Genomic DNA, 13492 nt, shown 5'->3' with positions numbered 1-13492 from the left:
CCGCGAAATCAGGCATTGCCGTATTTTGTCCACATGGCGGCGACAAGGGTTTCGATTACGGATTGGGACCGGCTCGAAAGCTTGCGCGAAAGGCGGCTTCGTTTAGGAAATTCCCGAACCAAGGACTGGAGCGGGTATGATTCGTCTCATTGGCTATTTTTTCGGCATCGGCACGACGCTGGCCCTTCTGGTCGCGGCGGGCGTTGCCATCTATATCGGCCATTTGTCGAAGGATCTGCCCGATTACGAGGTGCTGGCCAAATACGAACCGCCGGTGACCACCCGCATCCATGCGTCGGACGGCGCGCTGATGGCCGAATATGCGCGCGAACGGCGCCTGTATTTGCCGATCCAGGCCATACCGGACCGCGTCAAGGCGGCCTTCCTGTCGGCCGAAGACAAGAATTTCTACAACCACCCGGGCATCGATGTGACCGGCCTCGGCCGCGCCATCATCGTCAACCTGCAGAATTTCGGCTCGGGCCGGCGTCAGGTCGGTGCCTCGACGATCACCCAGCAGGTGGCGAAGAACTTCCTGTTGTCCTCGGACCAGACCTACGAGCGCAAGATCAAGGAGATGATCCTCGCCTTCCGCATCGAGCAGGCCTATCCCAAGGATCGCATCCTCGAGCTCTACCTCAACGAAATCTTCTTCGGCTTCGGCGCCTATGGCGTCGCCGGCGCGGCCCTGACCTATTTCGACAAGTCGGTCAACGAACTGTCCGTGGCCGAGGCCGCCTACCTGGCCTCGCTGCCCAAGGGGCCGAACAACTACCACCCTTTCAAGCATGCCGATCGCGCGATCGAGCGCCGCAACTGGGTCATCGACCAGATGGTCGAGAACGGCTACGTCACGCGTGAGGAGGGCAACAAGGCCAAGGCCGAGCCGCTGGGCGTGACGCCGCGGCGCAGCGGCACCTATCTGTTCGCCGGCGAGTACTTCACCGAAGAGGTGCGCCGCCAGATCATCGCCCGCTACGGCGAGAACGCGCTTTACGAAGGCGGTCTCTCCGTCCGCACCACGCTCGATCCGAAGATCCAGCTCATTGCCCGCAAATCGATGCAGAACGGGTTGATGAAATACGACACGCTGCGCGGCTATCGCGGGCCGGTGACATCGATCGACGTGTCGGGCGACTGGGGCGTGCCGCTTGGCGCCGTCAAGGGGCTGGAGGATGTCCCCGAATGGTCGCTCGCCGTCGTGCTCGACAGTTCGGCGACCGGGCTGTCGATCGGCCTGCAGCCGGCACGGCAGGCGTCGGGCGAGATCGTCAAGGAGCGCGTCGAAGGCACCATCAGCAAGGAGGACATGGGTTTTGCCATGCGCCATGTGGTTGCCGGCAAGACCGTCAAGGCCAAGTCGCCGGCGGAGGTGCTGAAGCCGGGCGACGTCATCTTCGTGCAGAAAAACGATGGTGCCGATGGCGCCTACAGCCTGCGCCAGGTGCCCGAAGTGGAAGGCGGCCTGATCGCCATGGACCCGCACACCGGCCGCGTGCTGGCCATGGTCGGCGGCTTCTCCTACGCGCAGTCCGAATTCAACCGCGCCACGCAAGCCATGCGCCAGCCGGGCTCCTCGTTCAAGCCGATCGTCTATTCGGCCGCCCTCGACAATGGCTATACGCCGGCCTCGGTGATCATGGACGGGCCGATCACGATCCAGAGCGGCAACACGAGCTGGACGCCGAAGAACTATGACGGCACCGTCGCCGGTCCGGCGACCCTACGCTCCGGCATCGAGAAGTCGCGCAACCTGATGACGGTGCGGCTTGCCAATGACATGGGCATGAAGCTGGTCGTCGAATATGCCGAGCGCTTTGGTGTCTACGACCATCTGGCGCCCTACCTGCCGATGGCGCTGGGGTCCGGCGAAACCACCGTGATGCGCATGGTGTCGGCCTATTCGATCATGGCCAACGGCGGAAAATCGATCAAACCATCGCTCATCGACCGCATCCAGGACCGCTACGGCAAGACGGTGTTCAAGCAGGACGAACGTGGCTGCCAGGGCTGCAATGCGCCTGAATGGCAAAACCAGCCGGAGCCGGAACTGGTCGACAATTCCGAGCAGGTGCTCGATCCGATGACCGCCTACCAGATCACCTCGATGATGGAAGGCGTCGTGCAGCGCGGCACCGGCGCCACCATCAATGAACTCGGCCGCCACATCGCCGGCAAAACCGGAACGACCAACGACGAAAAGGACGCCTGGTTCATCGGCTACACGCCCAACCTCGTCGTCGGCCTCTACATGGGCTACGACACGCCGCGCGGCCTCGGCCATGGCGCCACCGGCGGTGGTCTCGCAGCACCAATCTTCAAGGACTTCATGCGGGTGGCGCTGGATGGCACGCCCAATGTCGACTTCAAGGTGCCCGAAGGCATGAACCTGGTTGCCATCAACCGCAAGACCGGCATGCGTGCCGCATCGGGCGATCCCGGAACCATCATCGAAGCCTTCAAGCCGGGCACCGGTCCCGCCGACAGCTATTGGGTGATCGGCATGGGCGCCGACGGCTCCAATGCCACCGGTGGCGCGCTGTCGCCGCAGGCCAATCAAGCCATCCAGTCCGGCGGCGGCGGCCTCTACTGACAATTTTCAGGAGCGGATGGGCTGGCCTTGGCGCCAGCCCATTTTGCTTTACAGCCGGCGGCGGCCTGCCTATGTATCGCGCCAACCGACTTCAGCAAACAGGACAGAACAGCCAGCCATGCGCGCGGAAACGCAGAATATTGTCGACGAGATCAGGCAGGCGATAACCCTGCTGAGGAGGCATCTTTGACTGGGATCAGGCCATAAAGCGGCTTGAATACCTCAATGTGCGCGCCGAGGACGCCAGCCTCTGGAACGAGCCGCTGGAAGCGCAGAAGCTGATGCGCGAGCGCCAGGGCCTTGAAGAGGGCATCGCCTCGGTGAAAGGCCTGACGCAGGCGCTGGAAGACAATATCGGACTGATCGAGCTCGGTGAGGAAGAGCGCGACGAGGGGGTGATCGCAGAGGCGGAAGCCGCGATCCGCTCGATGCAGGGCGAAGCGAAGGCCCGCCAGGTCGAGACGCTGCTGTCGGGTGAAGCAGACTCCAACGACACCTATCTCGAAATCCATGCCGGCGCCGGCGGTACCGAAAGCCAGGACTGGGCCTCGATGCTGCTGCGCATGTACACGCGCTGGGCCGAGCGCCGTCGCTTCAAGGTCGAAGTGCTGGAAATGCATGACGGCGAAGAGGCCGGCATCAAGTCCGCAACGTTGATGATCAAAGGCCACAATGCCTATGGCTGGATGAAGACGGAATCGGGCGTTCATCGCCTGGTGCGTATCTCGCCCTATGACAGCAATGCGCGCCGGCATACGTCCTTCGCCAGCGTCTGGGTCTATCCAGTCATCGACGACACGATCGAGATCGACGTCTCCGAATCCGATGTCCGCATCGACACTTATCGCTCGTCAGGCTCGGGCGGCCAGCACGTCAACACCACCGATTCGGCGGTGCGCATCACGCATCTGGCCACCGGCATCGCGGTCGCATGCCAGGCTGAACGTTCGCAGCACAAGAACAAGGCCAAGGCCTGGGAGATGCTGCGCTCGCGCCTTTACGAGGAAGAGCTGAAAAAGCGCGAGGCGGTTGCAAACGCCACCGAAGCGTCGAAAAGCGATATAGGCTGGGGTCACCAGATCCGCTCCTATGTGCTGCAGCCCTACCAGTTGGTGAAGGATCTCCGCACCGGCGTCGAGAGCACCAGCCCGTCGAGCGTGCTCGATGGCGACCTCGACGATTTCATGGAAGCCTCGTTGTCGCAGCGCATCGAGGGCGGCGCGGGCGAAGCCGTAGCAGACCTGGATTAGGATATGTCCATGTTCAGGTGAGTTTAGCTGACCTCAATCTGAACATACCCCTGCGCACCACAGCGACGGAGGAGTGTGTTGCCGAGCAAGCTCACCGGAAAGTGCTTCTGCGGTGCGGTTCACTACGAGGTCACTGACGAATTCATCTATGCCGCGAATTGCCATTGTTCGGACTGCCGGCGCACCACCGGTTCGGCCTTCAAGCCTTTCGCCGGTATCGAGCGTGAAAAGCTTGTCCTCACCGAAGGCGAGGACAAGCTCCTGATCTTCGGCGACGAAAGCGGCCATAACGCGCATTGTGGCCGGTGCGGCTCCTTGCTTTATTCGCTCGTGCGCGACGGGGCCTATGTCCATGTCGCCATGGGAACCCTCGTCGACGACCCATCCATCCGCCCGACCGCGCACATCTTCGTCGGTTCGAAGGCGGGCTGGTTCACCATCACCGATGACCTGCCGCAGTATCAAGAGCACGTGATTGCCGGCTCTGACCAGCAGTAGGCTGGAACCACAGCGGGCCTATTCCGTTTATCCGACGCCCGTTTGCCGGGAATTGACCTTGGCCTCATCTCGTCGGCGGTAGCGGATACCTGACGTCCATAGAACGATGTCGGGAATGCATCGTCTTGCGCCGACCAAGGAATCAGCCCAGCATCCAAGGGCTGGGAGAGAAAAAGCATTTATGGCCGGACGCGGCATATCTGCGACCCGACGATCCGGCCACTGGGAAGATACGTTCCGGGAACGGGCAAGCGAAACGCTTGAGCTCGTTTGAAAGGAACGCGTCATGTCTGCTGCCACACTCAGATCGGCCAATGCCGTTCAACCGGCTGGCCGACTTTTGTTTTCCCTGTTCGCGATCGGCGCGATGGCAATGCTGACGGCACCTGCCTTCGCGCATGACGCCACGCCCACGGCGGCAAAGCCACAGGGCTGGAGTTATCCGTTCGCATGCTGCGCCAACTATGATTGTCGCACGACCCATACAGGCGAAGTGCTGGAGAAACCCGAGGGCTATGTCATCGCCGGCACGGGTGAGATCGTTCCAATGACCGACAAGCGTGTCAAGGACAGCCCGGACGGCGAGTTCCATTGGTGCGCGCACCAAGCGGGCCTCGACGCCGGCAAGACAATCTGCCTGTTCGTGCCGCCGCGTTCTTATTGACGACAGGACGGCGGTCGGACGTCCGCGGTCGCGTGTGACCGGGGCCGCAGGCCGGGTTTGCGCGGTTCGGGTGATGCCTGCTGACAGACAGTTGTCAGGAGCACCTCTTTATGGTGCCTTTGTCGCATAGGGTGGCGGGCGACAGGAGGAGTTCGTTGATGACCATCAAGGCAAGCTGTCATTGCAAGGCGACGACATTCGAGGTTTCGCAGGCACCGCAGACGGTGACGCAATGCACTTGTTCTTTCTGCTCGAAGCGCGGCTCGCTCTGGGCCTACTACGTGCCTTCGCAATTCAAGCTCACCAGCCCGATGGAGAACGTCTCTTTCTACCGCTGGGGATCGAAAACCGTAAAGCACGGTTTTTGCGCCACCTGCGGCTGCGGCACCTTTACCGAAACGCCGGACTGGTCGACCGGCGAGCCGGATTTTGACAATCCCAAGATCAGCGTCAATGCGCGGCTGTTCGATGATTTCGATCTCGACCAGGTCGAAGTGGTTGTCATAGACGGCAAGAACCTCTGGTAGCCTGATCCAGACCATTCCGGCACGGCGATGCGGCGCCACCGCCGGGTATTATCTCTCGGGAAAAGCCGTGAGCGGCGCTTTCGCCATTCCGCTTTTCGCCGCAATTCGTGGTACAAGTCGCGGGAAGGGCTGATTTGGCGCCACCGCAAGGCGTGACTTGGAGAGGGACCATCCTATGAAAAAGACTGTGCTCGTCGTCGTGGCGACGGCTGTGCTCGTGAGCGCCTGCACCACCACCGATCCGTATACGGGCGACCAGAAGATTTCCAACACGGCGGCCGGCGCCGGCCTTGGCGCCCTAGCGGGCGCCAGCCTTGGCCTGCTTGCCGGCGGCAATGACCGCCGCAACGCACTGATCGGCGCCGGCATCGGCGCGCTGGCTGGCGGCGCCATCGGCGCCACCATGGACCAGAACGAGGCCGAACTGCGCCGGCAGCTCGAGGGCACCGGTGTCAGCGTCACCCGCAGCGGCGACCAGATCATTCTCAACATGCCGTCCGACATCACCTTCAACTCGGATCAGGATGCGGTGAAGCCCGGCTTCTACCAGGTCCTGAACTCTGTCGCGCTGGTGCTGAAGAAGTTCAAGCAGACCACGGTCGACGTGTTCGGCCACACCGATTCGACCGGTGGCGACCAGCACAATTTCGATCTGTCGCAGCGTCGTGCTCTGGCGGTCGCGAACTATCTGTCCGGTCAGGGCGTGGATCAGCGCCGCTTCGCAGTCACCGGCTTCGGCAAGACGCGCCCGGTCGCATCCAATGCCACGTCCGAAGGCCGCGCCCAGAACCGCCGCGTCGAGATCCAGCTGTCGCCGCTCACCTGATTTGCACGGCAAACCAATGCGAAACGGCTCCCATGGGGGGCCGTTTTTGTTTGCACGGATACTGGCGTTGTTGGATTAGCTATTGCTAAAATATAGCTTTCCCGCAGCTATGGAAAGGAATAGCATCATCGCTGTTCCTGAGGGGATGAGGCGGTGTCACTGGCCGCGCAATCAGCATTTTTCCGCCTCGGTCTTGCACGGCCAGATCAGAAATCTGGGAGGAATGCATGACAAGAACAGCCAGCCTTGGGCGCTGCGGCGTCCTCGTTTTGACAGGTTTGGTGGGCGCGTGGCTGAACGTTGCTTCGGCTCGGGCCGAGGACGCCAACAAGGCCGACATCGAAGCCTTGAAAAAATCGCTCGCCAAATATGACGATTACACCGTCGCCGTCCGCGACCTCTATCTGTCGACGGTCGGCTGCGTCTACTACAGCGGAGAAAAGATAGCGGGTGCGATGGACTACCCGAAGGGCGCCATGGGTATCCACTTCGTCAATGTCCCGAGTGTCGGCCAGAAGCTCGACCCGATGCACCCCAATGTGCTGATCTATGAACCGACCAAGAAGGGCTTGCGGCTGGTGGGCGTGGAATGGCTGGTGCCTCTGACGCCGGACATCAAGGAACCCCCGAAGCTGTTTGGCCAGACCTTCATGGGGCCTATGGAGGGGCACTACCCTCTCATCCCGAAGGAGTTCGTCCACTACGACCTGCATGCCTGGCTCGGGGACAATCCGAACGGCATGTTCAGTCCGACGAATCCGAACGTGAAATGCAACAAGGCCGAGTTTCCGATGCTGGAAAAACCGACCAAGATGATGCCTGGGCCGATGTAACGGGCGAGTCAGGCAGGAACCTTTGCCGAGAAGACAAGCCGGATGGCTGGCTTGCCTTTGAAGCGGTCGGGAATCAGACCTTGGCGACGATCCGCATGAAGGCCGGCATGTCATCGCCGAAGCCGACGGTGGAATCGTTGTCTTCCTGGTGTCGTTGGCGGGCAGGGCGGCTGTTGTCGCGCTGCGGCCTCGTGTCGCCGCGTTCCGGTGCGCGCTGTTCATTGCGATCGGATGATTTGCGCTCGGTGTTTTCCGAACGGATCGCTTCCTTGCGCGAGCGCCGTTCGCCGACGTCGGCGGCTGCGGCCTCGGCCACCGGCTGATCCTCGCGGACTGTTTCCGGTGCCGTGTCTTCGCTGCGCTTGGCGTGGCGTTCGCGCGGTTTGCGCTCGCCGCCCTTTTCCCTGCCGCGATCGTCGTCCTTGCGGCCGGCGCGGCGCGGTGCGCCCTTGCCACGGCGCGGAGCATCATCCTCGCCGCCTTCGCTGGCAACAACCGTCGACAAGTCGCCGTCATGCCACTCGATCTTGTTGCCGATCAGACGTTCGATGGCATCGATGTATTTGGTGTCCGATTTGGTCGCGATGGTGAAGGATTTTCCGGAGCGTCCGGCGCGGCCGGTACGGCCGATGCGGTGGACATAGTCCTCGGCGTGGATCGGCACGTCATAGTTGAAGACGTGGCTGACATCGGGGATGTCCAAGCCGCGCGCGGCGACGTCGGAAGCGACGAGGTAGCGCAGCTTGCCGTCGCGGAAATTGGCCAGCATCTGCATGCGCGCGCGCTGGTCCATGTCACCATGCAGCGCACCGGCGTCGAAATCATATTTCAGCAGCGAGCGGAACAGCTCCGCCACTTCAACCTTGCGGTTGCAGAAGATGATGGCGTTCTTCAGCTCCGCGTCTTCGGCCTTGATCAGATTGCGCAGCGTCTCGCGCTTGTCCCATGGCTTGGAGCCTGATTTGACCAGCCGCTGGATAATGTTGGTCGCCGCGGATGCTGCCTTCGAGACCTCGACGCGCACCGGCGCGTGCAGGAATTTCTCGGTCAGCTTGGTGATTTCCGGCGGCATCGTCGCCGAGAAGAACAGCGTCTGCCTGGTGAACGGGATCATCTCGCAGATGCGCTCGATATCGGGGATGAAGCCCATGTCGAGCATGCGGTCTGCTTCGTCGATGACGAGGATCTCGACACCGTTGAGCAACAGCTTGCCGCGCTCGCGGTGGTCGAGCAGGCGGCCGGGCGTCGCGATCAGCACGTCGACGCCGCGCTCCAGCTTCTTGTTCTGTTCGTTGAATGAGACACCGCCGATCAAGAGCGCGATGTTGAGCTTGTGGTTCTTGCCGTATCGGATGAAATTCTCTTCGACCTGCGCGGCGAGTTCGCGCGTCGGCTCCAGGATCAGCGTGCGCGGCATACGGGCGCGGGCTCGGCCGTTTTCGAGGCGGGTCAGCATCGGCAGCACGAAGGAAGCCGTCTTGCCAGTGCCGGTCTGGGCGATGCCCAGAATATCCTTGCCGAGCAAGGCGTGTGGGATCGCACCAGCCTGGATCGGCGTCGGCTGGGTATAGCCGGCGTCGGTGACTGCGGAAAGGACCTTCGGCGACAGGCCGAGGTCTGCGAAGGTCAACGCTTCTTGAGCGGTCGTGGTGTCTGAGGACAAGTGTTGTTGTCTTTGGCTGGTTCGGGGAAGCGCAACGGCGTCTAATGGCGTCTGTCGCGGCAAGCGCCACGCGCCTGCAAGATTGGTATTGCAATTAGGAGCAAGCCCTCGATTTGTCAACAGAAACGGGCAGCAATGGCACGATTGTGAAGTTGTAACCTTAATCGGGATGCTTAATCGACCTGTCGGTCGCAGCGCCGGCTCAATAGCGGAACTGTTCGGCGAGAATACGCTCGTTCCAGGAATGATTGGGATCGAACAGCAACGTTGCTGTCGCCGTGGGTGATTCTCGCACCGTTACCGAGGTCACGGCCTTGACCTCGGTATGGTCAGCGGCGGCGTTCACTGGCCGCTTTTCCGGCTCGCGGATGTCGAAGCGCACGGTGGCCTTGTTGGAGAGCAGCGCGCCGCGCCATCGGCGCGGGCGAAACGGGCTGACTGGGGTCAGCGCCAGCAGCGGCGCGTCGAGCGGCAGGATCGGTCCGTGCGCCGAAAGATTGTAGGCGGTGGACCCGGCCGGGGTTGCGATCATGACGCCGTCGCAGTTCAGTTCCTCAAGCCGGACCTGTTCGTCGACGGTGATGCGGATCTTGGCCGTCTGGTACGATTGACGCCACAGCGCCACTTCGTTGATCGCCAGTGCCGAAATCGTTTCGCCTTCCGAGGTCACGGCCAGCATCTCCAGCGGGCGGATCGTTTCGGCGACGGCGGCTTCGAGACGCTCCGTCAGGCCACCGGAACGATACTCGTTCATCAGGAAGCCGATGGTGCCACGGTTCATGCCGTAGACCTTCTTGCCCGTCCCCATCGTGTCGCGCAGGGTCTGCAGCAGGAAGCCGTCACCCCCAAGGGCGACGACGATCCCGGCCTCCTCGACGGAAGACTGGCCATAGCGCGCCGACAGGCTTTCCAGCGCCGTCTTGGCGTCGGCGGTGTCGGACGAGACGAAGGCGATGCGGCTGGCGGCTTTGCTCATGGCTCCCCGATGACGACCAATTGGCAGCGGCAGGGCCGCGCCAGCGTCGGGGTAGCATGGGCGGGGTACGTCTGCAAAGGGAGCCGCCATGCCGGATGGCAACGACATCCCGGATGGCAACGCCATCTGGATGGCAAGGCGACCGCGGGACGGCGGATGCGGACTCGCCGTTCGCGTATCATGTCAAAGGCTACGCGAATGTGATGGTTAAGACCGGCCTTAAAGTCTCGTAAAGCCGGATCGGTCATGTTAGCCGGCAGTGGATGGGTGGCGTGGGGGCTAGCCAGTCGAGGCCGACATATTGCCGGTAACACGCCTGATCATCGTCTTTCTGATGCTGGGAAGCTTCGCGCTGCTCTTTGCCGAACTGGTGCGCCAGTCCGAAGAGACGAGCTTCCGGCCGCAGCCCACGGCGTCGCGCTGTGGCGATGCAGCCGGAGCGCCATGCCCGCAAAGGGCGCTGTAGCGCTGTAACCTGATCATCCTTTCGGATGACCGGCGGCATTGGCGGCCGCTTCGGTGCGCGACATCGCGCGGCAGTTTCTCTCCTTAAAAGCAGTGGCCGGTCGGCCACCGCGAATTGCGGCCGCGAGCATTTCGGCCTCAACGGCCTGACGCGTCCGCCATCGCGGCTAAACCTCTTTCCTGGCTGCTCACTGAGTCACCACCGCATCGGGCGCATCAATGGGCGAGCCATGGCCGTATCCACGATAAGATATTGACTGTATGTTTAGTCATAGTTATTCCTGAGGTCGAGAATTGAGTTGGACAGCCGGGTTCCAGCCGGTGAATGGCCACAATAAAGGGGGGAATATCTTGACTGCCATATGCGGCTTGCCGTTGCCGGCGCGCCGCAAATGCGATGTCGACGGCCTTTCTCGTGCCGTCGATCGGCATTGTCGCGGCCATCTTTTCGTCAGCAGGAAACGGACTTGGGGCCGTAGTGCCGCCGGTCCCAACAATGGGAGCATGCAGCATGAACTGGAAACTGACCGCGACGGCCATCGGCCTGTCGTTGCTGACTGTCACGGGCGTGGCCCGTGCCGAAGGCGAGCTCAACATCTACAATTGGGGCAACTACACCAGCCCCGACCTGATCAAGAAGTTCGAAGAGACCTACAAGGTCAAGGTCACCGTCACCGACTATGATTCCAACGACACCGCCTTGGCCAAGGTCCGGCAGGGCGCCTCCGGCTATGACATCGTCGTGCCCTCGGCGAGCGTCGTGCCGGTCTGGATCAGCGAAGGTCTGCTCTTGGAGACCGATCCCAACAAGATGGAAAACTTCAAAAACGTCGATCCCAGATGGGTCGATGTTCCATTCGATCCAGGCCGTAAATATACCGTTCCATGGCAGTGGGGCACGACCGGCATTTCGGTGAACAAGTCGGTTTATGCCGGCGACCCGAACACATCGGCGATCTTCCTCGACCCACCCCCCGAACTCGTCGGCAAGATCAATGTCGTACCCGAAATGGGTGACATCATGTTCCTCGCCATCGCCTACGAGGGTGGCAAATATTGCAGCAGCGACATGCAGATGCTGAAGAAGGTGCATGACAAGCTGGTGGAGGCGAAGGCGAAATGGCTTTCGCTCGATTATGCGGCCGTCGATGGCCTGGGCAGGGGCGACATCGCCGCGGGCGTCAACTGGAACGGCATATCGCTGCGCGAGCGGCTTGAGAACGACAAGATCGTCTATGGCTATCCCAAGGAAGGCTATCCGATCTGGATGGACAATGTCGCTGTCCTCAAGGACGCCAAGAATATCGACAACGCCAAGCTGTTCCAGAACTTCATCATGGATCCGCAGAATGCGGCGCTGATCTCAGCCTTTGCGCGTTATTCGAACGGCATCAAGGGCTCGGAAGCCTTCATGCCCGACGACATGAAGACCGCGCCGGAAGTGAACATCCCCGCTGAGTTCGCCACCAAGGGCCAGTTCATGCAGGCCTGCCCGCCGGATGTGCAGGCGCTCTACACGAAGATCTGGACCGACCTGCAGAAATGACCTGACCCGCGTTTTCCGCGCCGCTGCACGCGGCGCGGTCATCTCCCGTCCATGCCAAACGCGATGCGCAGATCGCAGGAGACTTCCCATGACCGATCTCGACCTTTGCTACATGCCGGCCGGCGAGGCGCTGCGGCTGTTCAAGGCGAAGAAGCTTTCGCCTGTCGAACTGATGCAGGCCACCATCCGCCGCGCAGAGGCAACCAAGGCGACGATCAACTGCTTCACCTTCACGCATTTCGACGAGGCGATGGACCTGGCTGGGAAGGCCGAGGCGAAATACGCCAGGGGCGCCCGGACCGGGGCGCTCGAGGGGTTGCCGATCGGCATCAAGGACGAGAGCTACATCAAGGGCAAGCCGACCTCGCATGGCTCGCTGCTGTCTGGGGATGCGATAGGCGGCCATACCTCGACGATGAACGAGCGCATCATCAAGGCCGGAGGCATTGTCCATGCCCGCACGGCGACGCCTGAATTCAGCTGCGCCGGCTACACCTGGTCGAAACGCTGGGGCGTGACGCGAAATCCGTGGAACCCGGATTTCACGCCCGGCGGTTCGTCCGGCGGTGCGGCGGCAACGCTGGCGTCCGGCACGTCGTCGATCGCCACCGGTTCGGACATTGCCGGGTCGATCCGCATTCCCGCGTCGGCCTGCGGTCTCGTCGGCTTCAAGCCGCCTTACGGGCGCAATCCGGACGAGCCGCCGTTCAACCTCGATTTTTATTGCCACACTGGACCGCTGGCGCGAAACGTCGGAGATGCGATCCTGCTGCAGAATGTGATGGCCGGACCAAGCCCGCTTGACATCGCTACGCTGCGCCCGAAACTGCGGCTGCCGCTCGACTACAAGCCGATCAAGGGCTGGAAGATTGCTTTCTCGATGGACCTTGGTTCTTTCGAAGTGGATCCCGATGTGCGCAAGAACACGCTTGCCGCCTGCGATGTGTTCCGCTCCCTTGGCGCCACGGTCGAGGAAGTCGATCTGGGCTGGGGCGACGAAGTGCTCAGGGCGGGCATGGCCTATCTCGAGCATCTGTTCGGCGCATCGCTGTCGCAACTGCTCAAGGAGCACGGCAAGGACATGACGAGCTATGCCAGGCAGTTCGCCGAGGACGGGCAAAAGTCGAGGGCGACGGACTTTGTCGGAACCCTCGATGTGGCGGCCAGGATGTACCAGACGCTGGGGCCGCTGCTGGAGACCTATGATGTGCTGATCTGCCCGACCAACGCGCTTCCCTCCGTGCCGGCGGAGTTCGATCAGACCACGGGCACGGTCGAGATCAACGGCAAGCAGGTGAACCCGTCGCTTGGCTGGGTGATGACGACGCCGTTCAACATGATGAGCCGTTGTCCGGTTCTGTCCATCCCTTCGGGCCGGGCGGCAAGCGGCGTGCCGACAGGCATCCAGATCGTCGGCCGCACCTATTGCGATGCCGATGTTTTCCGCGCGGCCATGGCCTATGAGACGGCCAAGGGGCAGTGGTACACAAACGCCGAAACGCGTCCGTCGCTATAACAGGGCGCTGCGGCCCTTGCCGCACCGGTGCTTGATCCGCGGTCTCGGTTGTGGTGAGCCGACGCCGGACATCTCGAATAAACGGATCAGTGGCGGCGCCGGCGATCGCCGCCAGAAGGTCCGAAAGGAACTGGA

12 protein-coding genes are annotated in these 13492 nt (G+C 61.9%); 10 read left to right on the top strand and 2 right to left on the bottom strand.

All coding sequences use genetic code 11. The features are described 5' to 3' along the window. Positions 1-136: 136 nt before the first annotated feature. The 7 genes from NKI69_RS02640 (at position 137) to NKI69_RS02610 (ending at position 7191) form a co-directional block, all read left to right on the top strand. Entirely contained in the window at positions 137-2593 is a 2457-nt protein-coding gene (locus NKI69_RS02640) for a penicillin-binding protein 1A (RefSeq protein WP_352609667.1), read from the top strand. A 118-nt stretch (positions 2594-2711) separates the two neighbouring features. Further along, positions 2712-3843 (top strand): peptide chain release factor 2 gene (gene prfB, locus NKI69_RS02635; protein ID WP_127272597.1). Its coding sequence is split into 2 segments (ribosomal slippage): positions 2712-2777 and positions 2779-3843, totalling 1131 coding nucleotides; the frame shifts between segments, so codons are not numbered across the junction. 78 nt (positions 3844-3921) lie between these two features. Further along, positions 3922-4341, top strand: a complete 420-nt coding sequence (locus tag NKI69_RS02630) for a GFA family protein (protein ID WP_127291381.1) — start codon at positions 3922-3924, stop codon at positions 4339-4341. A gap of 286 nt (positions 4342-4627) precedes the next feature. Continuing rightward, on the top strand, positions 4628-5005 hold the full coding sequence (locus NKI69_RS02625) for a hypothetical protein (protein WP_023812122.1): 378 nt from the start codon (positions 4628-4630) through the stop codon (positions 5003-5005). A gap of 158 nt (positions 5006-5163) precedes the next feature. Beyond that, the gene (locus NKI69_RS02620; RefSeq protein ID WP_352719963.1) at positions 5164-5532 is read left to right on the top strand and encodes a GFA family protein; all 369 of its coding nucleotides are present in this window, start codon (positions 5164-5166) and stop codon (positions 5530-5532) included. A gap of 175 nt (positions 5533-5707) precedes the next feature. Continuing rightward, on the top strand, positions 5708-6358 hold the full coding sequence (locus NKI69_RS02615; protein ID WP_023812120.1) for a YiaD family glycine zipper/OmpA-like lipoprotein: 651 nt from the start codon (positions 5708-5710) through the stop codon (positions 6356-6358). A 227-nt stretch (positions 6359-6585) separates the two neighbouring features. Beyond that, positions 6586-7191: a hypothetical protein gene (locus NKI69_RS02610; RefSeq protein ID WP_352629451.1), complete on the top strand. Its 606-nt coding sequence runs from the start codon at positions 6586-6588 to the stop codon at positions 7189-7191. Between the two features lie 73 nt (positions 7192-7264). On the opposite strand, the gene NKI69_RS02605 is transcribed toward NKI69_RS02610, so the two are convergent. Both NKI69_RS02605 and NKI69_RS02600 read right to left on the bottom strand, forming a co-directional pair. Then, a complete protein-coding gene (locus tag NKI69_RS02605; protein ID WP_352719960.1) occupies positions 7265-8854 on the bottom strand; it encodes a DEAD/DEAH box helicase in 1590 nt (529 codons plus the stop codon). Positions 8855-9056: 202 nt separating this feature from the next. After that, positions 9057-9830: an NAD kinase gene (locus tag NKI69_RS02600; protein ID WP_023812117.1), complete on the bottom strand. Its 774-nt coding sequence runs from the start codon at positions 9828-9830 to the stop codon at positions 9057-9059. Between the two features lie 301 nt (positions 9831-10131). On the opposite strand from NKI69_RS02600, the gene NKI69_RS02595 reads away from it, so the two are divergent. The 3 genes from NKI69_RS02595 (at position 10132) to NKI69_RS02585 (ending at position 13357) form a co-directional block, all read left to right on the top strand. Continuing rightward, a complete protein-coding gene (locus tag NKI69_RS02595) occupies positions 10132-10296 on the top strand; it encodes a hypothetical protein (RefSeq protein WP_164748845.1) in 165 nt (54 codons plus the stop codon). A gap of 510 nt (positions 10297-10806) precedes the next feature. After that, positions 10807-11841 carry an extracellular solute-binding protein gene (locus NKI69_RS02590; RefSeq protein WP_128305861.1) on the top strand — a complete coding sequence of 345 codons (1035 nt, stop codon included), beginning with the start codon at positions 10807-10809 and terminating at the stop codon, positions 11839-11841. 88 nt (positions 11842-11929) lie between these two features. Beyond that, on the top strand, positions 11930-13357 hold the full coding sequence (locus tag NKI69_RS02585; protein WP_352719958.1) for an amidase: 1428 nt from the start codon (positions 11930-11932) through the stop codon (positions 13355-13357). The last annotated feature ends 135 nt before the right edge of the window (positions 13358-13492 follow it).

The sequence above is a fragment of the Mesorhizobium sp. M0491 genome, from assembly GCF_040321265.1.
Taxonomy (GTDB): Bacteria; Pseudomonadota; Alphaproteobacteria; order Rhizobiales; family Rhizobiaceae; genus Mesorhizobium.
This window is presented reverse-complemented; position numbering and strand designations above follow the sequence as displayed.